The sequence below is a fragment of the Pseudomonas sp. Irchel s3f19 genome (assembly GCF_900187555.1).
Lineage (GTDB): Bacteria > Pseudomonadota > Gammaproteobacteria > Pseudomonadales > Pseudomonadaceae > Aquipseudomonas > Aquipseudomonas capeferrum.
In genome coordinates this window covers 44090-68398 of the sequence record NZ_FYDW01000005.1, presented here as the reverse complement: position 1 = coordinate 68398, position 24309 = coordinate 44090, and the positions used below count along the sequence as shown (strand labels likewise).

The 24309-nt window shown below is 62.4% G+C and carries 20 protein-coding genes; 13 read left to right on the top strand and 7 right to left on the bottom strand.

All coding sequences use genetic code 11. The features are described 5' to 3' along the window. Positions 1–12 precede the first annotated feature (12 nt). On the top strand, positions 13–1086 hold the full coding sequence (locus CKW22_RS14185; RefSeq protein ID WP_095064259.1) for an aldo/keto reductase: 1074 nt from the start codon (positions 13–15) through the stop codon (positions 1084–1086). Positions 1087–1165: 79 nt separating this feature from the next. Here the strand turns inward: CKW22_RS14185 and CKW22_RS14180 are convergent, their stop codons facing one another. Further along, a complete protein-coding gene (locus tag CKW22_RS14180; protein WP_033697062.1) occupies positions 1166–1729 on the bottom strand; it encodes a DUF1003 domain-containing protein in 564 nt (187 codons plus the stop codon). Between the two features lie 110 nt (positions 1730–1839). Between CKW22_RS14180 and CKW22_RS14175 the strand changes: the two genes are divergently transcribed. Then, positions 1840–2313: an anti-virulence regulator CigR family protein gene (locus CKW22_RS14175; protein WP_033697065.1), complete on the top strand. Its 474-nt coding sequence runs from the start codon at positions 1840–1842 to the stop codon at positions 2311–2313. Between the two features lie 79 nt (positions 2314–2392). After that, positions 2393–3031, top strand: a complete 639-nt coding sequence (locus tag CKW22_RS14170; protein ID WP_143500738.1) for a hypothetical protein — start codon at positions 2393–2395, stop codon at positions 3029–3031. Between the two features lie 114 nt (positions 3032–3145). Here CKW22_RS14170 and CKW22_RS14165 read toward each other — a convergent pair whose 3' ends face one another. Beyond that, positions 3146–3604, bottom strand: a complete 459-nt coding sequence (locus CKW22_RS14165) for a GNAT family N-acetyltransferase (RefSeq protein WP_033697067.1) — start codon at positions 3602–3604, stop codon at positions 3146–3148. 241 nt (positions 3605–3845) lie between these two features. Here CKW22_RS14165 and CKW22_RS14160 point away from each other — a divergent pair, with 241 nt between their 5' ends. Genes CKW22_RS14160 through CKW22_RS14150 form a run of 3 tightly spaced genes read left to right on the top strand, consistent with a single transcriptional unit; the run spans position 3846 to position 9609 of the window. Next, complete coding sequence (locus CKW22_RS14160) at positions 3846–7361, top strand: hypothetical protein (protein ID WP_143500736.1); 3516 nt, start codon at positions 3846–3848, stop codon at positions 7359–7361. Between the two features lie 18 nt (positions 7362–7379). Continuing rightward, complete coding sequence (locus CKW22_RS14155; protein ID WP_033697071.1) at positions 7380–8543, top strand: hypothetical protein; 1164 nt, start codon at positions 7380–7382, stop codon at positions 8541–8543. A 22-nt stretch (positions 8544–8565) separates the two neighbouring features. Continuing rightward, positions 8566–9609, top strand: a complete 1044-nt coding sequence (locus CKW22_RS14150) for a hypothetical protein (RefSeq protein WP_033697072.1) — start codon at positions 8566–8568, stop codon at positions 9607–9609. On the opposite strand, the gene CKW22_RS14145 is transcribed toward CKW22_RS14150, so the two are convergent. Together CKW22_RS14145 and CKW22_RS14140 are read right to left on the bottom strand one after the other, a co-directional pair. Continuing rightward, entirely contained in the window at positions 9596–10603 is a 1008-nt protein-coding gene (locus tag CKW22_RS14145; RefSeq protein WP_033697074.1) for a 5'-nucleotidase, read from the bottom strand. The genes CKW22_RS14150 and CKW22_RS14145 overlap by 14 nt on opposite strands. Positions 10604–10662: 59 nt before the next feature. Next, complete coding sequence (locus tag CKW22_RS14140) at positions 10663–10908, bottom strand: hypothetical protein (RefSeq protein WP_033697075.1); 246 nt, start codon at positions 10906–10908, stop codon at positions 10663–10665. A gap of 362 nt (positions 10909–11270) precedes the next feature. Between CKW22_RS14140 and CKW22_RS14135 the strand changes: the two genes are divergently transcribed. From CKW22_RS14135 to adhP, 7 genes are all read left to right on the top strand, one after another. After that, positions 11271–12149 carry a YafY family protein gene (locus CKW22_RS14135; RefSeq protein WP_033697079.1) on the top strand — a complete coding sequence of 293 codons (879 nt, stop codon included), beginning with the start codon at positions 11271–11273 and terminating at the stop codon, positions 12147–12149. A 52-nt stretch (positions 12150–12201) separates the two neighbouring features. Further along, positions 12202–13689 carry a hypothetical protein gene (locus tag CKW22_RS14130; protein WP_033697081.1) on the top strand — a complete coding sequence of 496 codons (1488 nt, stop codon included), beginning with the start codon at positions 12202–12204 and terminating at the stop codon, positions 13687–13689. 274 nt (positions 13690–13963) lie between these two features. Next, the gene (locus CKW22_RS14125; RefSeq protein WP_033697082.1) at positions 13964–15634 is read left to right on the top strand and encodes a hypothetical protein; all 1671 of its coding nucleotides are present in this window, start codon (positions 13964–13966) and stop codon (positions 15632–15634) included. 85 nt (positions 15635–15719) lie between these two features. After that, positions 15720–16049: a hypothetical protein gene (locus CKW22_RS14120; RefSeq protein ID WP_033697085.1), complete on the top strand. Its 330-nt coding sequence runs from the start codon at positions 15720–15722 to the stop codon at positions 16047–16049. Between the two features lie 131 nt (positions 16050–16180). Further along, a complete protein-coding gene (locus tag CKW22_RS14115; protein WP_160015177.1) occupies positions 16181–17662 on the top strand; it encodes a GIY-YIG nuclease family protein in 1482 nt (493 codons plus the stop codon). Positions 17663–17665: 3 nt separating this feature from the next. Further along, positions 17666–18661, top strand: coding sequence for a hypothetical protein (locus tag CKW22_RS27835; protein ID WP_241380881.1), 996 nt, complete (start codon positions 17666–17668; stop codon positions 18659–18661). Between the two features lie 355 nt (positions 18662–19016). Beyond that, on the top strand, positions 19017–20027 hold the full coding sequence (gene adhP, locus CKW22_RS14105; RefSeq protein WP_033697090.1) for an alcohol dehydrogenase AdhP: 1011 nt from the start codon (positions 19017–19019) through the stop codon (positions 20025–20027). A gap of 61 nt (positions 20028–20088) precedes the next feature. Here adhP and CKW22_RS14100 read toward each other — a convergent pair whose 3' ends face one another. Genes CKW22_RS14100 through CKW22_RS14090 form a run of 3 tightly spaced genes read right to left on the bottom strand, consistent with a single transcriptional unit; the run spans position 20089 to position 24099 of the window. Then, positions 20089–21603, bottom strand: a complete 1515-nt coding sequence (locus CKW22_RS14100) for a DHA2 family efflux MFS transporter permease subunit (RefSeq protein ID WP_033697092.1) — start codon at positions 21601–21603, stop codon at positions 20089–20091. After that, the gene (locus CKW22_RS14095) at positions 21593–22747 is read right to left on the bottom strand and encodes an HlyD family secretion protein (RefSeq protein WP_033697093.1); all 1155 of its coding nucleotides are present in this window, start codon (positions 22745–22747) and stop codon (positions 21593–21595) included. The genes CKW22_RS14100 and CKW22_RS14095 overlap by 11 nt, the downstream gene beginning before the upstream one ends. Next, positions 22744–24099, bottom strand: coding sequence for an efflux transporter outer membrane subunit (locus CKW22_RS14090; RefSeq protein ID WP_081874743.1), 1356 nt, complete (start codon positions 24097–24099; stop codon positions 22744–22746). The genes CKW22_RS14095 and CKW22_RS14090 overlap by 4 nt, the downstream gene beginning before the upstream one ends. Between the last annotated feature and the right edge of the window lie 210 nt (positions 24100–24309).

Sequence of the window (24309 nt, the reverse complement as noted above, 5' to 3'; positions counted from 1 at the left end):
GAGGTACTCACCATGAAATACCGCGCACTTGGCAATACCGGCCTGCTGGTTTCGGAGCTGGTCATCGGCACAGTCCCGTTCGGCGGCCGGGGCGCATTCGAAAAAACCGGCAGCGTGGACGTAGCGCTGGCCAGGCGCATGTTCGACATGGCCTTCGACGTTGGGGTCAACCTGGTCGACACAGCGGACCTTTACTCCCACGGCCTGGCCGAAGAAATCGTCGGCCAGGCGCTGGGGCAGCGGCGCCAGTCGATCATACTGGCCACCAAAGCGCGCAGCCCGATGGGCGACAACCCCAACGACAGCGGGGCTTCGCGCTATCACCTGATCCGCGCCTGCGAGGCGAGCCTCAAGCGCCTGGGCACCGACCATATCGACCTCTACCAGATTCACAATTGGGATGGCATCACGCCAGTTGAAGAGACGCTGTCGGCGCTGGAGCAATTGGTGCAAAGCGGCAAGGTGCGATATTTCGGCACCTCCAACTACACCGCGTGGCAGATGATGAAAACCCTCGGCACCGCCCAGCTCAAGGGCTGGCAGCAGCCGGTTACCCAGCAGATCTATTACACCCCCGAGGCGCGCGAGGCCGAGTATGAGCTGCTGCCGATGGCGCTCGACCAGGGTATCGCCACACTGGTGTGGGGGCCGCTGGGGGAGGGGTTGTTGACCGGCAAGGTACGGCGCGGGCACAAGACCCCGAGCGGCACGCGCCAGGGCAATGACTGGCCAGAGCCCTACGTGCACGACCAAGAGCGCGCGTACGACATCATCGAGGCACTCATCGAGGTGGGGCAGCGCCATGGCTGCTCGCCGGCGCGGGTGTGCCTGGCCTGGCTCAAGGACCGGCCCGGTATCACCAGCGTGATCACGGCGGCGCGCACGGCCGAGCAGTTGCACGATAACTTGCAGGCGGTGGAGCTGCTGCTGACCGCCGAAGACCAGCAATTGCTCGAACGGGTGACGCGGATTGCGCCGCAGTATCCGTACTGGCACCGGATTGCGGCGGGCATGGATCGAATCGACCCGGCCGAGGCGCCGTTCATTGAGTTGCATCGGCAGACCATGAAGCAGCAGAAACAGTAATAGCTTGCGCCATGAGGCGGTGCCTGGCGTAGAGGTGCCACCTCTTTCAGGTCACGACGCCCGTGGGGCTCCCTGACGGTTAGTCGTTGTGCTCGGCTACTCGCCCTCCTGCGCTCAATAAGTGCGCGTGCAATTGCGAGGTCAGCATTTCAATCCTCTCGCTCATCTGCTTGGTGGCTTCGGTCAAATGGGTATTCACCTCCAATAGCTGCTGCAATTGTTTACTGTGCGTCTCAGCATCGCGCTGGCGGCGTTGGTTGGCCATGGCAATGGCCTCGCGGTGGCGGGCATCTGCCTCGGAAGAGGCCTTGTCACGATCGGCCTGGCGGGTTTGAGCGAGCAGAATCAGGGGCGCCGCATAGGCTGCCTGTAGGCTGAACGCCAGGTTGAGCAGAATGAAGGGGTAGGGGTCGAAATCGGACAGCCCTGACAGGCTGATGCCCACCCAGATCAATACCACGAGTGACTGTGACCCTAGAAACAAGGGCGTGCCAAAGAAGCGGGCGAAGGCTTCTGCCTTGCGGGCGAACGCGTCGTTGCCAAACACCGGTTGCATGTGCGCATGGGCGCGGTGAAACCTGAGATGGTCGACGTGTTCGGAAGGCTCGGAGACAGAGGGCTGTGCAGGTTTGGAAGGGTCCATCGGCGGGCTCCGGATGGCTGGGGCATGTCCAAACTAGCTTAGCCCGCAGCTACGCAATGGCCGCATGGCCTAAAGTTCAGTAAACCGCTTCACTGAAAAAGGGTGTCGTAATGGCCAAGTTGCACGTGTTGATTGCCGCAGTAACCTCAATGGCGCTGTTAGCGGCCCCTGGCGCTTCGTACGCCGACCCGGGAAACGGTAACGGCAATAACAAAGGGCACGGGCAAGGTAAGGGGCAGGGCCAGCATTCCCAAGGGCAGGGCAATCCTGGCGGTAAAAAGTCGAGCTCGGGTGGCGGTGACTGGCACGGCGGGCCATCAATCGACCGAGGCGATGTGCTGGGCATCTTGAGTGGCCATCGCAGCTATTGGAGCCCAGGCCCTGCATTGCCGCCTGGCATTCAAAAGAACCTGGCGCGCGGCAAACCGCTGCCGCCGGGTATCGCCAAGAAGCTGGATGGCCGGTTGCTTGGGCAACTGCCTCATTATGAGGGCTACGAGTGGATGCAGGCGGGGGGGGACTTGCTGCTCGTGGCGGTCGCGACCGGGATTATTTACGAGGTTGTGAACGGGGCGTTCGATTGAGCCGCCGAAGTTAAGCGGCCAGAGAGGAATCTGGCTTGATTGGCATCCCCGCCGCGGTGCCAAATTTAGATGAGAATGCTTGAAAATGGACTTGAAGGTTTTATTTAGTATTGTGAGTGCAGTGACGACAATGATGGCTGCGGCCAAGGTTATTATTGACCTTTCGGTGGGTACCAAGGCCCGTCTCAAAGACGACTATCGCTTTGCGAAGGAGTTTTTCAGTGACCTTGATGCTGAACGGCTACACCCCCTGGCGGTGGAACGCGGCTACCATGCCATAGCTGGCACGCGAGGCATCAACGCTACCGATATTGCTTACTTGATATCGCTGGATAAGCCTCAGCGACGGTTAACGGATTACGTTTTTTCACGTGCCTATGTTGATATGGACGCGTCGAATCATAAGATAGCGTTCAAGCAACCTTACAGGACCGCGTTCTCCAGGCGGTGGCGTAAATGTTGGGAGTGCCTGAAGTATGTTGTGCTCGCCGCCATTGCGCTTGCCCCATTCTTGGTGGTTGGCGTTCTTCGCTATGACCTTGAATATCTGATGCTTCTGATAGTCACCGTGCCCATATTTGGTACGTTGGCCGTCAATTCATTGGTTAATTATGTGAGGATTGGCTGTGCGGAAGAACTCGTGAAAGAGCAGCGCCTGCATACACCGCTTATTCAACTCGAAAATGTGGGCAAGGCCGTCGCTCGGCACCGGGCTTAATCTGCAGGGGGGCGCATTTGGCTCAAAAGGCCAAGTGCTTTGGCAGTGGCTCGGAAGAGCCACGGCTGCTGATCTAAATGGTGGCAATTTTGCCATTCAGAACAGGCACTTCAATTACGCCCTTATCAACCGCTTCTGCATCACAATCGTACGTTCCTCGCCACAAAATACATCCCGCACCTTGCAGAACCCCAGGCCTGCATAGAACCCTTCAGCAGTAACGGAAGAGGGCACTCGCAACCCTTCCAGCCCTCGGGCAATCGCTTCATTTTCGATCACCTCCATCATCTGCTTGCCGACCCCATGCCCCTGAAATTCAGGGTCAACGAACACACTCCTGACCACATCTGCGTCAAGGCTGGCGGTGGCAATCACTTGGCCCTCATTCAATGCCACGAATACCAGGCGTCGAGTGAGCAGTTCAAGAATGGCGTTTGCGCTAAACGATGCTTCCACGCGCAATATCGTGCCGGCATCGTAGTCAGCTGCGTTCGACCGGCGTAATGCAGCTATCACGACGCGGCTTATGTCCTCGGCATCTTCTGGTTTCGCCAAGCGGATATGGCAGTTCATCACTCGGTTCCTTGTGTAGTGCCTGCTTTGCAGATCAGAACATATTTTTTGCACTGGCGGGGTATGGCACCGGCGTTGCCGGTGTTCGCGGGGTAAACCCGCTCCTACAGGCAGTGTGGAAGCGCCATAGAAGAAGCTGATAGCAAATCGCTACCCTCTGTATTCCAAAATAAACGAAGCCCCCTGTCAAAACGCTCCTACTCTCTCCGTCGATGGACCAACCTGCCCCCCGGAGCAAATCATGGAAAGATTAGCGTCGTCGCCCCCGCACGCCCGTACCCCCGTCACCGTCGTCCCAGAATCGCGCTTCATGCAGAACTACCGCGTGGCCAGTGCGGTGCACGGTGGCAGCTCGGCATCGGCCATCGTCAATGGCCGTGGCGATGTGGAGCTGTTCACCAGCGGCAGCAATACCGAGGTCTGGAACATCTACCCCGACCCGCAAAGCACCACGGCCAACAGCGCGACAGCCACCGGGCTGACCGGTGAGGTGATCGCCACCGGCCTGACCCCGAGCGGCGACATCGTGCTGTTCGCCGCCCAAGGCACCAACCTGCTGTACTGCGTCGAGCAGCCCACATCGGCTTCGCGCTGGTCGGCGGTGAAAATGATCGATGTGCCGTTGCCTTCCAATGCCATCCGCATTGCGCGTATCACCACCACGCGCATCAACAACAAGCTGTACATCGGGGTGCTGATCGAAGCCAAGGGCCTGGTTGGCACACTGTACAACTTCAGCTGGGGCGTGTGGGCTGGGCGTGCACCGGCCTCGCTCAATGGCACCACCTTGCAGTTGCAGACCCTCAACGCGGTGTGGACGGGCAACAGCGACGCCAATGTGGCGTTCTCGGTGTTCGATACGGTCATCCTCGAATACACCCTCAGCACCGGGCAGCTCGATCGGCCGGCGATTGCCGCCAACTTCCGCAGCCTGGATGTGGCGGCGGCGACCGATGAGGTGGGCAATACCCAGGTGCTGGCCGTTCTTTCCGATGGCAATGCCTATTGCCTGGTCGGGGGTGGCAAGCAGCCGTACAGCTGGGCGCAGTTGACGGTGGCGTCGTCGTTCAAGCAGGTGGCTGTGCTGCCTTCGCGCCCGGCGCTGAATGCGCTTTTGCTGGGCGTGGACAATACGCTGTACCACGCCAGCCAAAGCGCCCCTTCAGCCACCGGCTGGTCGCAGCCGACGCCGATATACAACGGCGTGCAGTCGTTTCAGGCGACGGTGGAAGACGGCGGGCTGGCGGTGTTCGCGATTCAGGCGCAGCAAAACACCGTCACTCAACTCACCCGCGAAACCCTCAGCGGTAACTGGAATATTGCGCCGCTGCAGGTGCAGGCGGGCGGCAAGATCGAGGACTTCGCTTCGTACAGCACGGATGTCACGTTGTTCAGTGAAGTGGGCACGCCACTGGCCGATACGCCGGTCGAAGTATGGACCGAGGAGCCGTCGCGGCTGGCCATCAATGGTGGGGTCTACTACGCCACGCCGCGCCGGCCGGTGCGGTTGTTGACCAACAGCGCCGGGGTGCTGTCGATTGCGCAGCAGGTCAGTGCGTTGGCGGCTCCGGCGATTTTGGTGGCGGTGCCGTCGTTGATGTCGCCCGGCGAGCGCATCGAGATCCGTCAGGATGCCGAGGTGCAGGACAGGCTCAGCGTCACCACGGGCGAGGAGTTGATGAACGCCAAGCTGGCCGGTGGTGCGCCGTTGCTGCGCGATCAGTACCACAAGCAGGAAACCGCCAACGCGGTGGCCGAGGCGGTCAGCCGCAGCATGCAGTTGGCAAGCCCGCTGTACCGCAAGGCTTCGGCGGCAACGCCGTATGTAGACCCGCGCCGGCCTCGCGCTGGGGTTTCGTTGCGTAGCGATGCGCTTGCAGGCGCGCGCTTGCTCGACCTGGCGCTGGTGCCGGAGCAGCACTGGCATTTGAGTGTTCAGGATGGCGAGGTGCGCTTTACCGATTTGTCCGCCGATGCGGCGTCGGGGCTGCTGATGGCCTTGCGCAGCAGTTCGCTGTCGGGCGGGTGGTTCAGCTGGTTGACCGACATCGGTGATTTTATTGCCGGGGTCGCCCAGGGCATCATCAAGGTGGTCGATTTCGTAGTGACCACGGTCAGTGCCGGGATACAGGCGGCGATTCACTTTGTGGTCGACGGCGTCACCTACCTGTTCGAAACCCTGGTGGACACGGTCGAGAAAGCGTTCGACCTGGCCGAGGCGGTGTTCTCGGCGGTGAAGGTGTTCTTCCAGCAGCTCTACGAATGGCTGGCATTTCTGTTCAACTGGGGCGACATTCTGCGCACCCATGACGCCATTGCCCACATCGTCAACACCGGCTTCGACTTCCTGGTCGGCGCCACCGGGGGTATCCAACGTATCGTCGATGGCAGCATCAACACCTTGCAAAGCCAGTTGCAGCAGTGGTTCGCCGAGGCCCGCAACACCTTGGCCGGTAGCTACAGCCTGGGTGGGTACGAGCAGGCCAATACGCCGGATGACCCGGCCACGTCCAAGGCGGTGGCCAACAACATCGTCTACAACGGCCTGATCAACAACGCGCCGGCCGCACAGTCGAGCATGGCTGCCGCGGCGCTGATCCAGGAGGCCGACGGCCCGTTCACCCAGTTCATGGAGGCGCTGGCGAACTTGGTCGACTTTACCGAGTCGTCCCAGGCGTTCGCCCAGGCGCTGGTGTACCTGCAAGACCTGGGCACGGCGCCGGACGAGATCTTCCGCAAGCTGCTGGCAGCGCTGATGAGCGTGGTCGAAGGGGTGCTGCAGGCGGTGCTGTCGGGCGTGCAGGCGGTGATCGATGCGATGCTGAAAACGGTCGCGACGCTGATCGCGGGCCTCAAAACGCTGATGAATGCCAAGTGGAACATTCCCTTTGTCAGTGACCTTTACCGGCTGATCACCAACGGCTCGGACCTCACCACCCTGGACTTGATGTCGTTGGTGCTGGCGGTGCCGGGCACGGTGCTGTTCAAGATCCTGCAAAACAAGGCGCCGTTCCCGGACCAGGCGAGCGTGCTGCGCTTCAAGGCCGCGTTCAATGCCGACACGCTGCTCACCGCCACCGGGCTCAAGCCGGCTGGCCGACAGGTGCTGGCGCAGGCCGAGGATGGCTGGAGCGGTTGCCTGCCCCGCGACCTCGCGCTGCTGACCGGGGTATTGGGCTCGGTGGCCTACTTCTTCTACGGCAGCCTCACTGCCCTGGGCGACATCATGCCACCGGAGGCAGGGCCGCCAGCGATCGTCGCCTACGTCGCGCTCACCCTGGAGACTGCTGCGCAATTGTGCAGTTGCCCGTGGATCTTCTCCAGCGGCGTGCCTGGCTGCGCCACCGCCGACGGTGCCAGCCGCACGCTGTGGATTTACACCTGCGTAGGCGTGCTGCTGGACGGGATATTTGTGCTGGGCGCCAACAAGATGCCCGAAAACCGCGACGACATGGGCGTGGTTGCGACCTTCCTGTATGGCCTGGGCCACCTCGGTGCAGCCATCCCCGCATCGCTTGGGCAAAGCGCCTCGGTCGTGGCGCTGAACATCGTCCCTTGCCTGCCGGAAGTGTGCAAACCCTTGCGTCTGAAACGGGTGGTACTGGCTACCGAAGGCCTTTCGCTGGTGGGCCAGGCGGCCCTCGATGTGATCTGTTACACCTCGACCACGGTGCTCAATGTGGTGTCGGTGTCTGCTGCAACCCAACCCACCCTCGTCGATGCCAGTGCGCTGCGCACCGGTACTCGTTCGATGTAGTCAAAAAGGAGTTTGGCAATGTTGATCGTAACCAAGAACCCACCCGTGGTCGGCCATGGCCAGGTGCTGCGCGGGCCGTCCGTGCAGGCACCCAGCCGGATAGCCGCCTTGCAAGGTGCCTACGACAGAGGCATCTACCTGCGCCCCAACCTGAGCAGCGAGGGCACGGTGCCGGCCAGTTCGCCCTTGTCGGCATCGCCCGATATCTGGATCGCGGGCACCCAGCCAGTGGCCAACTTCCAGACCGCGTTGGCCACGCCTAACAGCTATGCGCAACAGTCGCCTGGCACCATTACCCAAGGCACACCCAATTACATCTATGTACGCGGGCGCAATGGCGCTGCCGTCAGCAGCTCGACCAAGGTGCTGCTGTACGGCGTACCCTGCGCCTCCATTCAGTGGCCCAGCGAGTGGGCCAAATACGGCATCCCTACGGACCGCGACCACCCGGACGGCACGAACCCGCATTACGACTCATCGATCGTCAACCTGGCATCGTCGAGTATCGGGGTGACGGCCGACACCTTTGTCTGGAGCAACCCGCAACCGCCAACCGGGGGCAGTGACCACTATTGCTTCATCACCTGGATGAACAACGCCGGTAACCCGTTCCCGGATGTGTTCTCGCAACTGGACATGGCTGCGCTGATCACCAACAACCTTCAGTTCGGCTGGCGCAACGTGTCGATGCAGTCCGGGCGTTCGCCCACCCGGCAAATGGCATCGCAGCTGATCATCCCCAGCGACGTGACCGCAGGCAGCCGCGAGTACTCGTTGCAGGTCACCAACATGGGCTTCCCGACCACGGGCTGGACCCTGTCGATGAGTTGCAGCCAGCTGGACTCGAAGGGCAACAAGATTGCCATCGACAACGTCGCCATGCCTGCCCTGGGGCAGTTCGTTGGCGTGCGCTGCACACTAGTGCCGGGCTTCAGCGCGCTGCTCACCCTCAACCTGTACAAGAACAACGGGCCCGACTCGCAGCCGGGCGCCTCGATCGACATCACCCCGACGTACTTCTCCGACGGCTCGCCGCAGGAGCTGCAAGAGGCACTGGACCGGGGCCTGGTGGACTTCGCCATGTCGCATGCCCTGCACCGGGCCTATGCCGGCACCGAGGTCGCCGATATTCGTCCACGCCCGGTGGTGCCGCTGGGTGCTGACGGCTTGCACGTCATTTGATGATTACAGGGAGTTAAACGTCATGAGCGAAACAGTCGTCAATTTGTTCAGCAGCAGCCAGCCCGCCAGCCAGACGCTCTACCTGCGCAACAACCTGGCTTCCACCGGCAGTGTGCCGTTCAAGGGGCCGCTGGGCCTGTGCCCGGACATCATCCAGAGCGACCAGCCGGTGGACAACGCGCAAAGCGTGTTCAGCACGGTCAGCAGTTGGGAGCAGACCTACAACGTGCAGCCGGTCGCCGCCGCGCGCAACTACTACTACCTGCGTGGCATGAACGGCGGCAGCGAGACTGAGAGCAATGCGCTTTCCCTGTACTTCGCGCCGGCCCAGGTGTTGTTGCTACCGGCAACGTTCAGGGGCAACGCGCTGACCACGGTCGATGGCCTGGACTGCACGCAGGCCAGTGCACCACCAGGGCATATCGGTGTAGGTGAGCAGGCCTTCCTCTGGAAGCCGCCGGCCTTGCCGGCTGACAGCTACTTCAACCTGATTGCCCAGGTGAGCGCGGGTGCTCATCCTGACCCGCTCCCGCAGGTGCGGGACTGGCTCGACCTGGCCAAGTTCATTGGCCAGACCCCGACCTTCGGCATTCGCTCCCAGGCGCTGGTCAGTGACGACCCGTGGGTACGCCGTCAGCAACTGAACGTGCCGGCGAACTTCACCACCGCGCCAATTACCATCACCCTGTCCGCAAGGGGGCTGGCCGGTACCCGGGTTAGCGTGTTGTGTGACACCGTGACTGCGCTACAGACCCCAGTGCTGCTGGGGCCACTGACGCTTGGCAGCGATGGCACGCAAACCGGTGCGGTGTTCATTCTGCCAGCCGGCTATTCGGCCAACCTGGCCGTGCAGTTCTGGAACCCGGACAAGCAGAAGGTCGAGCCGGGCGCGAGCTTGTCGGTGACCTTTGGCTACCCGATCAACCCAGGTGCGGAACTGGAGCGGGCGATTGCCGACAACCTGGTCAACCTTCACCTTCACGGTGCGCTGGATGACAAGGTCAGTGCGTCGATCCAGCCCAAGGCCATGGCGATTGTGAGCCAACTGACGTTCACCTTTGTTTAGGTGTCGTTAAGCGTTCAGCCAGTGGTGCCCGTGTTTCCACCAAGCGGACACCACTGGTCTTGCCAGGCGCCCTGTTCGCCACCCCAAAAGGCACGTGGACCATCGGCAAATCCCCCGCCGGCGATTGCAGGTGGCTGCGCTGGTCATCAAAAAACACATGGGGTTTGAGAATCGACAGCACCCGGGGTTTTTCCATCCCGCCAAGGAAGAAGCATTCGTCCGGCGACACCCCCCAATCTTTCAGTGTGGTTACCACCCGCTCGTGCGACGGTGCGTTGCGTGCGGTGACGATGGCAATGCGCAGGATGCGTGTGTAGTCAGGGTCTTGTGCCAGCTTCTGGTCTTCGAGCGTGCGAATGTGTGAAAGCTTGCGGTAAAGGTCGGCCAACGGCCCGGGCTGGTGGGGGATGGCTTTGCGTGCTCGCTCATGGGCCTGGAAGTCGTCCAGGTTGTCATTCTGCTTGTACACGCTCTCTGCCTCGTCATCGGCAATTACCCCGTCAAAGTCGAACGCCACGCGCAGTTCGGTATCGATCTCGTCGTCATAGATTCGCGTCGGCAGCACCAGGCCGGCCGGGTAGCTGGCGTCGATGGCGCGCTGCACATCGTCCTCGTTGGCGCTGAGAAACAATGAGGCGTTGAACGCCGGGATGTACTCGTGGGGCGAGCGGCCGGACATGAACGCGGCGCGGGTGATGTCCAGTGCGTAGTGGCTGATGGAGCGAAACACCCGCAAGCCGGTCTCTGGCGAATTGCGCGAGAGCAGCACCACTTCCACCGGCAGTTGATCGGGGAATGCCTGGTTGATGCTGAGGAAGCGGCGGATGAAAGGGAAGGCGACCCCTTTCGGGAACGGTTCATCCAGGTTCTGCTCCTGGTGCTGGCGGTAAGCCTCGACGCCTTCGGTCTTGTAGATGTCGTCAGACACGGTGAGGTCGAAGAGTGCGCTGGAGGCCACGCCGATGACCAGTTTGTGTTCGATGGGGTAGGGCATGAACGTGCTCCGTGAAGGGTGCTGGTAACGAGTATACGGGCATGCAGGCGGGGCAGGCCTCAACCTTCCGGCACCAGCCCCAGCAGCAGTTGCACCTGGCGGCGCAACTGGCTCACATGCTCGCGCTCCGCGCGCAGGGCAGACCGCAACTCGTTGTTCTCCTGCTTGTGAATGCGCGCGGTTCGCTCCAGTTCGCGATCGCCCTGCAGCAGGTTCCACATTTCACCCTGGCGGGCATGTGTCAGGCAGGCAATCAGCAGGGTGATGCCGGTTGTGCCAAGCAGGGTGATTTCGAGGGCGTCCATGGTTGCTTCCTTGAGTAGTGGCGGTTTGCCTGTAGCGAGAAGATATGTCTAGTTTGGCTACATGTCTATATTGGAGACTTGTACAGGTAAAGGAATGGTGCAGGTTTTGCTGGTTTATTCACGGCAGTTGAAGGGGGGATGACAGGCGACATGGCAGCGTGTTCTGCGCGCATGGGCGCAGCTTGCGGGGCGTGGGCGCGGTACCAGGGGGTGTGCGAGTCGCCAGGGGGGGGGCAGGGCTGCATATGCCTGGTTAGTTTACATATCCAGCCAGCCTTGCATTAAAACTGGGTGGACACGTAATATTAAGCGACACGTAAATTGGCTGAGCATGCACTGCTGCTCCTCACGCAGGAACCCGTATGAAACGCACGCAACGCATGGAGCAAACCCGTTGGGACCTGGCCCTGCGCTACCGTCTGATTGAAACGGTGGTCTGGTGGGAAGGCCGCCTGACCACCAATCATCTGATGCAGAGCTTCGGCATCAGTCGTCAGCAGGCCTCGAAGGACATCAACACCTACATCAACGACTACGCGTCGAAGAACCTGGTGTACGACAAGCAGATCAAAGGCTACGTGCCGACGCGGCAGTTCAAACCTTTGTTCATCGACGACAGTGCCAGCGCCTACCTCGACCTGCTCAACCAGAACAACGAGCGCGCACCACACATCGAAGGCCTGGCGTTGGCCTACGCCCACACCGAGGTGCTCAAGGTTCCGGACCGCTCGGTCAAGCCCGAGGTGCTGCGGCCGCTGCTCAAGGCCTGCCGCGAGAAGCGGCGCCTGGATATCGAGTACGTGTCGTTCAAAAGCCCGGAGCCCGAAGGCCGTACCATCGCGCCGCATACCCTGGTGTACACCGGGATGCGCTGGCATGTGCGGGCCTATTGCGAAAAAAACCGCATGTACCGCGACTTCGTCCTCAGCCGTTTGCGCGGTGTACCAGAGCTGCACGACGCTGAAACGGAAAACGGCATCGAGCATGACCTTGAGTGGAACACCCCGGTCGATGTGATCTTCAAGCCGGACGAGCGCCTGACACAGGCGCAGCGGGCCATCATCGAGGTGGACTTTGGCATGGCCGACGGCCAGTTGCTGGTGCGCAGCTCGCAGGCTCTGGTGAAGTATGTGGTCAAGCGCTTCCAGGTGAACCCCAACGTGCATGATGCAAGGCCCGAGGCGCAGCAGTTGGTGCTGGCGAACAGGGCGGAACTCAAGCCGTGGTTGAACCTGGACTGAATCCACAGTGCCGCAGACAGCAGAAAATCTTCTTGTAGGGTGTAGTGAACAGATGGATCGAAACACGTTTCTTGCGCAGCCGGATGTGCGTGGCTTCATCGAATGGCTTCAGGTCAACTTGCCGACACTGGATGTGCACCTGCGCTTCAAGCCCAGCCATCAGGTCAAGGGTGGCCTGAATCAGCGGGTGGTGGGTATCGAACAGGTGCTCGCGCTGTATCGCTGGGGCAGTGCCTGGCAGGATGCACAAACCGGGCAGTGGGTCACGTCCATGGACTGGGCCAGCACCACCGCTTCGTTGCAGCTTTTGCGCAGCCGGTTGGCGGCAGCGTTGGCGTCAGGCTGCGATGATGCGGCCTACAACGCCTGCTGCGCCGTACTGAAGTGGGGCGGTGTACGCGGGGCCATCCCGTTCCTGGGGGCGCTACGCCAGCAACAGCAACTGGTGAGTTACCTCAAGGCGTGCATACCGTTGTTCGACCTGGGCGCAGGCCAAACGCTCTCTGCGCTGAATGCCGGCAGCATCCAGCGCTTCGATGCGGGGCTGACCAAGATCCACTCGCTGATCGACACCACCGGCTCGCCCATCTACGACAGCCGGGTCGGCGCCGCCATTGCCATGCTCTATGCGCTGTACCGCCAAGGCAAAACCACCCCTGCGCAATTGCGTTTCCCGTCTGGCGGGGCACGCGGTGACCAAGTGCGTGACCCGGGGGCGCTAGGCTTTGCAAAAGCACCGCAGTTCTTCACCAAGGCGGTGCCGGGGTATGCGTGGGCGCGCAGCCAGGTCGAGCTGGGGTGGATCATCCAGGCTACGCTGACGGGCGCTGGGCAGCTGTTCGAAGGTTCGCTGCAGGCGCGTAGCCACAGCTTCGAAGCGGCGTTGTTCATGCTGGGTTATGACCTGCGCTGCCTGCTTCCAGAGGCTGCCTATGCGCCCGCGTCCAGTGAAGGCGCCGGGGGCGGCAGCACCCGCTCGACCTGGGTGCCGACCAGCGTAACCTTCCCGCAGGTGTTCATCGACTATCTGCACTGCAGCCAGGCTGCCGGGCACAGCGTAAGCCTGAAGGACTTCCGGCAGTGGCAGGTCGAGGTCAAGGGCCGCACGGCCAACACTGCACAAGCGTACTGTGCACCTTTGCAGCCACGCGAGTTCGACCTGGTCAGTTTCAACCTCGAGCAACTCGCGTGCATCGCGCAGGGGGGCGCGCCAGGGTTGGAAGTGCTCAGTGGCGGCGTTGCGCAGTTCATTGCAGGTGACGAGTACGAGCAGGTCTATCTGACCAACGTGTACCTGAGTGGCAAGGTTGCCGAGCTGGCGCTTGAGCATTCGGTATCGCCTGCCGAGTTGCTGGTGCGCTCAGGGTTAGCAGGCAACCCTGATACTGCGAAGCCTGAAACCGCGAAGCTGATTCTGCGCACGGGCCGTGCACTGGGAGAGCATTTTGGGTTACTGGAAAACCAGCGGCCGACGGACTTGTTCAAGGCCTTTTTTGGCGAAGCCTTGACGGATCTGGACAATCAGTTGATGGCTGTCTGAGCCAGCTGGGGCCGCGAAGTGGCCCCACAGGTTTCAAAGCCAGCAGCAAACAGACCATTAGCTTTGCCATTATTAGGCCGCTATGTATAATCCCGCCAAAACCCGCATCCCAGAGCGTTTTTACATGGATGGTCAGCTTCTTGATGCGCTTCTAATAGAGGCCCCTCCAGCCGCACTGCCCGCCACTGCATAACCCCGTTACACCCAGGCCAGTACTGAGCGTTGGCGAAGCCATGCCCAGCACCAGCCCGCACGCATTTCTACAAGGATATTCATGAAAAAGCGTTTCGTTCTCTGTGCCCTGGCGTCCGCCTTGGCAGGCTGCAACTCCGAATACAACTTCGACGAAGTCACCAGCTACACCGGCACTGTCGGTTCGCCACATGCGCTGTACCTGGAGCGCAAGTCCGGCGAGCGGCTCAATGGCACCGTGGTGCACAAGGTAGGTGACCGGGTACTGCAGTCGTTCAAGGTGGAAGACGGCAAGGCGGTCGGGGAATGGAAGGAGTTCGACCAGGATGGCAAGCTGCTGGTCGAAGGCCAGTTGCAGGACGGTGCCTTCGTCGGCCCCAAGAAAACCTGGTGCAAGGGTGAATTCGCCGACCATCTGGAAAACGTTCTGACCCTCGAAGGCGGCCGCCGCAGCGAGCAAAGCTACGACTGCGCCACCGGCCTGCAGGTCGCTGACAGCACGGTGCTTCCGACCGTTGATTTCCGCAAGCCCTCCATCCGTGTGGGCACCCAGCGCGAGTGGCGGGTCATCGACGGCGAGCAGAAGCTCACCCTGCTGGAAACCTTTGCCAGTGACGGTACCGGCAAACTCGATGGCCCGGTGGAGCACTATGACTACAAGGGCAACCTGAAAGACCGCGCCACCTACAAGGCCGGCGAGCTCGAAGGCGTGCGTGAGACCTGGACGGCGTTCACCGATGGCACGTCGGTACCGGCCAGCAAGGTCACCTACAGCGCAGGCAACAGGAACGGCCTGTCCGAGATGTACTTTGTCCGCGGCTGGCCGGCCGGCACCGTGGCGGAGAAGGGCAGCTACAAGGACGACAAGCAAGTGGGCGTGTGGGTCAGTTATCAGCCTGGGTATGCCCAGGTGCGTGATATCGACAGCCCGCCAGACACCTCGCCCATGGCCATGCGCGTATGGGATGCCGCACAAGGCCAGGCGCGCAATTCGGACTGGGCGAAAGAGATCAAGGACCTGGACGCCTTTGCCTACCTGCTCAAAAGCTCCGGCATCAACGTCAACCAACGTATCCATCATGAGAACAAGCCGCTGATCGTCGGCGCCGCCGACAACGCCTATGACTACCTGGTATCGATTGGCGCCGACCCGATGGGCCGGGATGTCAACGGCAACACTCGCCTGATCGACTGCCTGGCAGGTAGCGACTACAACAGCTGCAGCTTCGCCCACATGATCACCCTGGCCGGCAAGGAAGACCTCAAGGCCCACAACGTCTATGGCGACACCGCGCTGTCGACCTTCTGCAAAAAAGCCGGCGAGCTGCAACGTCGCCGTGGCGCGGGTCAGCAACCTGAAGCGCTGTTCCAGGCACTGCTCAAGGGCAGTGACGTGAACGCCAAGGCCTACGGTGGCGAGACGGCCCTGCACGCCTGCATGGCCCAGCGCGACCATAGCTACGCCGAGGCGTTGATCGCGGCTGGCGCGAACTTGAATGCGGCGGATGTCGATGGCACCACGCCCGTGGCCGCAGCCTTCTTCGACGGTTACAACCTGGCTGCAGGCGGGCACCGCGTGAGCTGGTCGGACAACGTGATTCGCTTCGCTGCCAGCTACCAGGGCAAGTCCGACTTCACCTTCGACACGCCGCTGGCAGGGTTCGGCAAGTCCATTCGCCAGCTGGTGCTGGAAAACGGCGATACCGCCTCGGCGATGTTGATCGACTCCCTGGTGGGTACCGCCAAGGGTTGATTGCCGTTCTGGCGGCACCCGGCTTTCGCCTAGGGCGCGAGGCGTGCCGCCGCCTCTTTAGATGAATGACTGACAAGGAATACCTATGCGTCGCTTCAAATACGTGCTGGCAGCATTGCCATTCTGTGTACTGGCTGGCTGCGGCAACGATGCGCTGGATGGCACCTACGAGGCCGAGACCACCGTGATGGGCTTCAGCGCTGGCAAGCAGACTGTCGAGTTCTCCAGTGACTACATCGTCTCTGCGGGCAACAAGATCAAGGTCGACGAGTGGGAGCGCAAGGACGATGTGGTCGTGGCCCGTGATGCCAACGGCGTTGCGCTGATCAACGTGCGCGTGCTGGACGGCGGCAAGCGGCTGGAGTCGATTGGCGGCAACAACATGGCCAAGCAGGTGTTCGTGCGGGTGGATTGATCGCCCGCGTCTTGGGGCTGCCATGCAGCTCCAAAACGCCAGTTTTCCACATTTCAAGCATCCCGGCAGTGGATCCGATGATGTCATTTTGATAGCTTTCCGCCCATGATCGAGCTATCCGGATAGGGATGATGAACCAGCCATACCAACACAGGACGCTGTCGCCGCTCGCCAACCTGATTGTCGACCGTGCGATCGAGAACACCAACCGCAAGCTCGTGGCCGGTTTTCGCAACAAAAAGAATTCCCAGCCCAACGCCAAGTCACCGGACCCGCTACAGGCCGGCAAGGACACCCTCGCTGCCACCTCGGCGCAAAGCGCCATGCAGGTTGCCAACCGGGGTGTCGCCTGGAAAGAAATCCTCTTCAAAAGCCTGTCGGCCGGTATCGGTTCGCTGGCCACGCTGCAATTCGACGGCGCGCTCTCGGTAAGCGCCAACGACGCCTCCAGCCTCAACGACTTGCCCGACAAGCCCGGCGTGTACGTGGTGTACGACGCCAGCGGCCAGCTGGCCTACATCGGTGACAGCACCAACATGCGTCAGCGCTGGCAGGACGGGCACATGAACGAATACCGCGGCCGGGCCAACAGCGAAACCCGCAAGCCCTACAAGCTGGCGGACCAGCTTGAGGGCGGGTGCACCGTCAAGTTCGTGGTCATGGATTCGGCCGAAACCGCCGCCGCCCTGGAAGCCTTCCTGATCAAGAACGAAAAGCCGCCGGTCAACCGCAAGCAAGAGCTGAAGGAAGAGCAGGGCATCCGCAGCAACATCGAAGCCAAGAAAATGAAGGACGCGATGGGCAGTGCCGGCGAGGTGGCCATGGGCGCTGGCAAGGAGGCGCTGAAAAACTCGGGGTGGCAGGTATTCGAGCAACTGACCGCTGCCGCGATCATCGCCATCAAGGATGAACTGGTCGACCTGTTCATGGGCGGCACTGCGCGCCTCAAGGCCCGAGTCGAGCGCTTTCTGCAGAAGATCTGGGCCGTGGTCGAGCGTATCGTCGCCGCGCCCCTGAAGCTGCTCAACGGCGTGGTCGAGTTCATCGTCAACGCCCTGTCCAAGGCGGTCCGCCAGGTCTACAACCTGAGCCGCAACCTGTTCGACCTCGCCCATGGCGCCTGGCAGCTCTACAAGGGGGCCCAGTCCATGCCAAGGGAAGAGCTCATCCAGAAGATCGTCGAAACCGTGGTGGTCAGTGGCACGCTGATTTTCTGGGACGGCATCGAGCCGGTCATCGAGGCGCAGTTGCTGCCCTTGGTTGGCGTGGCTGCGCCGTACATTCCCTGCGTGATCGCGGCCATCGGTTTCGGGCTGTGCAGTTACCACCTGCAAAAGGTCGTGCCACCCATCGTGGCCTTCCTGGTGGACTTCAAGAGCGGCTGGCACGAAGCGCTGGAGGCCAAGCGCGCGGCGGCGTTGCAACTGATCCAGGTACAAGAGAACGAATGGCTGATGGCCGAGGGCCTGATGGAATACGCCCAGTCGGTCGACACCCTGGCCCGTGAGGCCGGCGCCCACCGCGAGCGCCTGGCGCAGCATCGGGCAGTGCGGGCGATCGACTACTCGGCACTGCTGCAATCGAACAAAAACCGTATTACCCAGGAGTCCTGACAGGTGTTCAACACTACAACCGACCTCGCCGCCAAGCTCTTTGGCCAAGTCAGGCTGGCCGAGTCGCTGCCCGTACCCGCCCCTGCGTCGCTGCCGGCGCCCCGCGAGGAGCACGACCAGCTCAAGGACTTCGAGCACGGGCTGCGCAAGCTGCACGAGGCCATCGTCAACAACAAGGGGGCGCGCGAGCAGCTCGAGGCGTTCAAGCAGCAAGGCACCTGGGATTCGTTCTGGGGCGGCCTGACGGGCAAAAACGACAAAGACCTGGCCGACATGGTCAGGCAGGTGGGTGAGAGCCTGGCCGTGACCCAGAGCGTGGTGCAGTTGTTGACCCAGTTGCACACGGCCAACAACAAGGTACTGCGCGGCTTCAATGACGCCCTGGTGCGTGAGATCGAACGCCTGCAGGCCGACGCGGTGACGCTGGAGGGCAACCAGGAAGGGGCCCTGGTGGTGCTGTGCGAATTCAAGCAGCAGATCGACGACCTGCTGGCGATGGCCGATGGCTACGCCTATTGCACCCAGGAGGTGGAGCGGCTGGCCTGGGCCCAAGGCAAGCAGGAGACCGAACTGACGGCCCTGGATGCCAAGATCGATGCGCAACACCAGAAGCTGGTGACCAGCACCCTGGCCCGGGTGCAGAAAGAGGCCGTGATCAGGAAGAACCTGGAGCACCATCAGCACAAGATCGCCGCCCAGGAAGGGCAACTTGAGGAGCTGAAGAAAAACCTGAACGCCAGCAACCTGGCCCGGGAAAGCCTGTCGACCACCGTGACCACGGCATTGAAGAAACTCGCCCTGGCCACCAGCACCCAGGCCCAACGCGTGGACCGCATGGAGGCGCAGCTGGCCACGCTGCTGGACAACCAGCGCCAATGCCAGGCCCAGCTGGCGCAACTGGCCGCACCGGGTTGGGTTGCCTACCTAGGCCGCAATGCCGTGTCGCTGGTTGCACTGGCTGCGGCGGTGTTTGCCTTGGGGCTGAATCTGCGGGGGTGAGGCGAAGCGCTCCTGTATCCGATATCAAATAGTGTCAAAGACGCCTCGAATTCAGGCTCTGCTGCCGCGTTGCGGCATTTGGGGCCACCAGGTGCCTGGCTTGGCATTTACAGCGCCTATCAGATCGAGCGCCGCCCCACCTCCAATCCCACGACAGGCACCTAGCCGCCATCACCCTATCTCCCGACTAGCACATAGCAGCCCAACTTCCTGACATTCCGTGAAGTAACCTACCGCGCGGCCTTCCTTGACCCACTGTTCAAAACCTGACCTGCAGCAACGCCTCTTCATCAATCCGCCACTATGCTGACCCGGGCACTCTCTCAAGCTCACTCAGCCAGACACGGAGGTATTTATGAAAGCTGCTGTTGTTGCCAAAGGGCGTCGCGTGGACGTGGTGGAAAAAACACTGCGGCCGCTGGCGCACGGGGAAGCGTTGCTGAAGATGCAGTGTTGTGGCGTTTGCCATACCGACCTGCATGTCAAGAATGGCGATTTCGGCGACAAGACCGGTGTGATCCTGGGCCACGAAGGGATTGGCGTGGTCGTGGAAGTGGGGCCGGGCGTGACCTCGCTCAAGCCAGGTGACCGGGCCAGCGTTGCTTGGTTCTTCCAGGGCTGCGGGCATTGCGAATACTGCAACAGCGGCAACGAGACACTGTGCCGCGCGGTGAAGAACTCCGGTTACACGGTCGATGGCGGCATGGCCGAGGCGTGCATCGTGGTGGCGGACTATGCGGTAAAAGTGCCGGACGGGCTGGACTCGGCGGCCGCCAGCAGCATCACCTGCGCCGGTGTGACCACCTACAAGGCGGTGAAGTCGTCGAATATCCGCCCTGGGCAATGGCTTGCCATCTACGGCCTCGGTGGCCTGGGCAACCTCGCCCTGCAGTACGCCAAGAACGTCTTCAATGCCCGGGTCATCGCCATCGACGTCAATGATGAACAACTGGCCTTCGCCCGCGAAATGGGCGCCGACCTGGTGGTCAACCCGCGCGATGAGGACGCAGCCAAAGTCATCCAGGCCAAGACCGGCGGCGCCCATGCGGCGGTGGTCACGGCCGTGGCCAAAAGCGCCTTCAACTCGGCGGTCGATGCGCTGCGTGCTGGCGGTCGGCTGGTCGCGGTTGGGCTGCCACCTGAAGCCATGAGCCTGGACATTCCACGCCTTGTGCTCGACGGTATCGAGGTGGTGGGTTCGCTGGTCGGTACCCGTCAGGACCTGCAAGAAGCCTTCGAATTTGCCGCGCAAGGCAAGGTGGTGCCGAAGGTAACGCTGCGCCCGATCGAAGACATCAATGACATTTTCGAAGAGATGCAGGAAGGCAAGATCAAAGGCCGCATGGTGATCCACTTCGCCGATTAGCCCAAAGCCGGCCCGCGTTCGCGGGCCGTTTTTACACGTGCGCAGCGGGTTACAAACATGCTCATGCCGGTTGCCGGGAGCGCAGTAACAGTGCCGCTACTGCGCAGCCGATCAATGCCAGGCACGCCAGGTAGAAGGCATCACTGTAGGCCATCAAGTAAGCCTCGCGCCTGATGGTCGCGGCCAACCCTTCCAGCGCCTGTTGCTGGGCCGGCAGCCAGCTCTGCACGGTCTGGCTGATGCGCTCCTGCACACTGGGTGCGAACACCGTGACATGTTCGTGAATGCGCTCACTGTGATAGCGCTCGCGTGTTGCCACGATCTGCGTCAGCGTGGCGGTGCCGATGGCGCCACCCAGGTTGCGCAGCATCGAAAACACCGCCGAGGCCGAGCCCGCTTCACGTTTTTCCAACCCTGCCACCGCCAGTACCGACAGCGCGACCATGATGAACGGCTGGCCAATGCCGCGCACCACCGTGGACGGGATGATGACGTTATCGGCGCTGTCGATGTTCAGGCTCGCGCCCAGCCAGCAGCCTGCAGCCATGATCAGAAAACCACTGGCCACCATGAACTTGGCGCTGGTCCAGGCCATCAATTTTGGCATCAACGGCGCCAGCAGCAGTTGCACCACGCCATAAGCGATCAACGCGACCCCCACATCCCGGGCGCTGTAGCCCTGCAGCTGGGAGAGGTAGTTGGGCACCAGGAACACCAGGCCAAAGGTGGCGGCGCCAAAGATGAACATGGCGATGCTGGCGACCCCGAAGTTGTAGCGCCCCAGCAAGCGCAAGTTGATGAATGCGCGCTGGCCGTACAACTGGGTGAACACGAATACCGCCAACGCCAAGCCTGCGATGATCGACATGCCGACGATGTACGTCGAGCCGAACCAGTCCAGCCGGCCGCCTTCCTCCAGCACGATCTGCAAGCCGCCCAAGCCCAGGACCATGGCCGCTATGCCCACCCAGTCGCCCCGACGCAACAGGGCCAGTTGCATGGGTTTGGCTTCGATCGACCAGGCGATGGCGAGCAGCAGTGCGACGCCGGGAAACAGCTGCAGGTAGAAAATCCAGCGCCACGAATAGACATCGGTCAACCAGCCGCCAATGGAAGGCCCCGCCGCCTGGGCCACGCTGTTGGCCAGGCTGAACAGCGCCATGCCCATGGCCATCTTGCTGGCGGGCAGTTCGGTGATGATCAACTGAAAGGAGAGGGGGATGAGCACTGCGCCGGCTGCGCCCTGGATCACCCTGAGGGTGATCATTGCCTCCAGATTGGGCGCCCACGAGCAGGCGATCGATGCCAGTAGGAAGATGAACGACCCCGTCCACATCACCCGGCGCATGGAAAACACCTCGACCAGCCAGGCCGTCAGCGGAATCATGACAATCTCTGCCACCAGGTACGCGGTGGAAATCCACGAGCCCTCTTCGAAGCTGGCACCCAGCGAACCGCGGATTTCAGGCAGCGCCGCGCTGGTGACGTGCACGTTCATGCCGGCCATGAAGCACCCAAGCAAGCCGCCGAACACCGCCACCCAGGCCCGCAACGGTACCCTTTGCTCAGTGCTCATCGGCCGGCTCCACGGGGCGCGTGTCGACCGTGGTCACCACCGACATGCCGGGCAGTATCTGCACGCCGTCTACGGGTTGGTCGAGCACGATGCGCACCGGAAAACGCTGGACGATCTTGGTGAAGTTGCCGGTGGCGTTGTCCGAAGGCAGCAGCGCAAAAACATTGCCGGACGCCGGCGAGAAGCTCGCCACGCGGCCTTGCACAGGCTGGCTGGCGAAGCTGTCGATACGCACCTGCACCGGTTGCCCCGGGCGCATGTGGGCCAGCTGGGTTTCCTTGTAGTTGGCGACCACGTAAGTCTGCTGCAACGGCACCACCGCCAGCAACGGCTGGCCTGGCACCACATACTGCCCGGCGCGAACGCGGCGCTGACCGACTACGCCATCGATGGGCGCGCGGATGACGGTGTCCTGTTCATCCTGTTCGGCCAGCGCCTGGCGGGCCTGGGCACGGCTCAAGGCCGCCGTGCGTTGCTTGATGTCGGCATCGGCCGCCAGCGCCAGGGCCTTGGCCATCGTCAGTTGCGAACGCTGTTCTCGTAAGCGTGCCTGCGCGCCCTGCAGCGCGGCACCCGCTTGTACGGCACTGGCATTGGCCGCTTCCAGGCGCTGCACGGTGGCTGCGTTGTCACGCACCAGGCCACGGTAGCGCTGCATGTCCAGCTCGCTGCGCTGGCGCTCGGCGCTGGCACTGTGCACGGCCGATTCGGCCTGGAAGATGGCCTGCTGTTGCTGGTTGATACGCTCGCCAGCCACTTGCTGGCTGGCCTGCGCCGCCGCCAGCGCGGCCTGTGCTTCGGCCACCCCGGCAGTGGCCTGGTCGAGGCGTGCACGGTAGTCGCGGTTGTGCAGGCGCACCAGCACATCGCCTGCCTTGACGGGCTGGTCGTCCTCCACTTCAACCTTGGCCACATAGCCGGCCACGCGCGCGCTCAGGGCCACCCAGTCGGCGCGTACATAGGCATCATCGGTGGTCTCCAGGTAGCGCCCGGTAGTGAACCAGTACCCGCCGAAGGCCAGCGCTGCCAGCAGCGTCAGGCCACCACCGGCGTACAGTGCCAGGCGGCGACGGGGCCTGCGGGCAGTGACAGCCGCCTGGGGCTGGTCACCCGCCAGCGTGTTCTTTGTAACGGCAACATTCATGATTGGCTTCCAGTAGCGGGAGTGGAGCGACGCACCCGGCTTGGGGCCGGTGCCGGTGATGATTGCCAGCGCCCGCCCAGGGCGCGGAACAGGTTGATCTGGGCACGTGCCAGGCGGCCTTGGGCCTCGACATGGCTGGCCCTGACTGCGATCAGGTCGCGCTCGCTGTCCAGCAGCGCCAGTGCGTCGAGGGTGCCGGCGCGGTAGCTGCTTTGCGCCAGGGCAAAGCCGCGTTGGCCCTGCACCAGGGCTGCTGCCAGGGCCTGGGTACGTTGCCGTTCACCGTCAAAACGGGCCAGGGCCTGGCGTACATCCTTGAGTGCCGCCAACGCCACCCCGCGGTAATGAGCGATTTGCGCCTGTTGCAAGGCCTGGGCCTTGCTCACCCGTGCGCGGTTGGCCTTGATATTGGGGAACTCCCAGCGAATCAACGGGCCGATGGCAAACATCAGCGCACGGCTGTCGCCCAGGTTGGCCAGGTGGTGATCCGACGAGGTCAACGAGGCGCCGAAGCTGACCTTCGGATACAGGTCAGCCTTGACGATGTCGACTTCCAAAGCGGCAGCCTGCAGCTCGCGTTCGGCCTTGCGCACGTCTGGCCGGCGTTCGAGCAGGCGCCAGGCGTCGCCAGCAGGCAACGGCGCGGCGAGGGTCGGGATGGTCTGGCAGGGGGCGCCGTTGTCGATCAGCGCCGCCGGTTCCTGGCCACTGAGCATGCTCAGTTCGTACAGGGCCATGCGCCGGCGTGCCTCCAGCATCGGCAGTTGCGCCTGTACCTGTTCGCGTAAACCCACCAGGCGCACAGCATCGAGTTCGGTGGCGACGCCAGCCTGACGCTGGCGCTCGCTGAGCTGCACACTGCGCTGCAACGTGTCCAGGGACTGGCTGGCTGCCGCGATGCGGGCGCCGTAGACGCATTGGTCGATGTAGGCGCGGGTGGTCTGGCTGACCACCTGCAGGTGCACCAGCTCCAAGGCCTCGCGGCTGGCCTCGGCCTGTACCCGTGCCCGTTCGATGGCCGCGCGCACCTGGCCCCAGACGTCTACCTGGTAGGCCAGCTCGATGGCCGGGTTGAACGCCCATTGCGATGGCGCATGGCTGTCGGTGGCCTCGGCCAGGGTCTGGTCATCGGCGCTCTTGCCATAGCTCGCGGCAAACCCGAGGGAAGTGCTGGGCCAGCGCTTGGCGTCGAACTCGCCAATGCCGGCCAGCATGGCCTGCACATTGGCTTCGGCCTGCGCCAGGTCCTGGTTGTGCTCCAGGGCCTGCTGCACCCAGGCGTTGAGCTGCGGGTCGTGATACAACGCCCACCAGCGCGCGGGCAGCGCCTGGTCGCTGACGTCGGCAGGCAGGCGCAGCCCGGGCAATGCCTGGAAGGGGTTTGGGGGGAGGGCGCCTGTGGGGTGCCCAGTGCACGCCGACAGCACGCTGAACACGCCGATGGCGGCAGCCCGCCTGGCGGTGCTGGAAAGGGATCGAATTGGCATCACGCAAGCCGTATTAGGGGTCGTGAGGCCAGATTAACGAGGGCTGGGGTAGCCCCGCTGCCGCAAGCGGGACAA

Bases quoted from the DNA above. Each gene is read 5' to 3' on its own strand.
- CKW22_RS14185 (WP_095064259.1), top strand. From the start codon at position 13: ATGAAATACCGCGCACTTGGCAATACCGGCCTGCTGGTTTCGGAGCTG.
- CKW22_RS14180 (WP_033697062.1), bottom strand. From the start codon at position 1,729: ATGGACCCTTCCAAACCTGCACAGCCCTCTGTCTCCGAGCCTTCCGAA.
- CKW22_RS14175 (WP_033697065.1), top strand. From the start codon at position 1,840: ATGGCCAAGTTGCACGTGTTGATTGCCGCAGTAACCTCAATGGCGCTG.
- CKW22_RS14165 (WP_033697067.1), bottom strand. From the start codon at position 3,604: ATGAACTGCCATATCCGCTTGGCGAAACCAGAAGATGCCGAGGACATA.
- CKW22_RS14160 (WP_143500736.1), top strand. From the start codon at position 3,846: ATGGAAAGATTAGCGTCGTCGCCCCCGCACGCCCGTACCCCCGTCACC.
- CKW22_RS14155 (WP_033697071.1), top strand. From the start codon at position 7,380: ATGTTGATCGTAACCAAGAACCCACCCGTGGTCGGCCATGGCCAGGTG.
- CKW22_RS14150 (WP_033697072.1), top strand. From the start codon at position 8,566: ATGAGCGAAACAGTCGTCAATTTGTTCAGCAGCAGCCAGCCCGCCAGC.
- CKW22_RS14145 (WP_033697074.1), bottom strand. From the start codon at position 10,603: ATGCCCTACCCCATCGAACACAAACTGGTCATCGGCGTGGCCTCCAGC.
- CKW22_RS14140 (WP_033697075.1), bottom strand. From the start codon at position 10,908: ATGGACGCCCTCGAAATCACCCTGCTTGGCACAACCGGCATCACCCTG.
- CKW22_RS14135 (WP_033697079.1), top strand. From the start codon at position 11,271: ATGAAACGCACGCAACGCATGGAGCAAACCCGTTGGGACCTGGCCCTG.
- CKW22_RS14130 (WP_033697081.1), top strand. From the start codon at position 12,202: ATGGATCGAAACACGTTTCTTGCGCAGCCGGATGTGCGTGGCTTCATC.
- CKW22_RS14125 (WP_033697082.1), top strand. From the start codon at position 13,964: ATGAAAAAGCGTTTCGTTCTCTGTGCCCTGGCGTCCGCCTTGGCAGGC.
- CKW22_RS14120 (WP_033697085.1), top strand. From the start codon at position 15,720: ATGCGTCGCTTCAAATACGTGCTGGCAGCATTGCCATTCTGTGTACTG.
- CKW22_RS14115 (WP_160015177.1), top strand. From the start codon at position 16,181: ATGAACCAGCCATACCAACACAGGACGCTGTCGCCGCTCGCCAACCTG.
- adhP (WP_033697090.1), top strand. From the start codon at position 19,017: ATGAAAGCTGCTGTTGTTGCCAAAGGGCGTCGCGTGGACGTGGTGGAA.
- CKW22_RS14100 (WP_033697092.1), bottom strand. From the start codon at position 21,603: ATGAGCACTGAGCAAAGGGTACCGTTGCGGGCCTGGGTGGCGGTGTTC.
- CKW22_RS14095 (WP_033697093.1), bottom strand. From the start codon at position 22,747: ATGAATGTTGCCGTTACAAAGAACACGCTGGCGGGTGACCAGCCCCAG.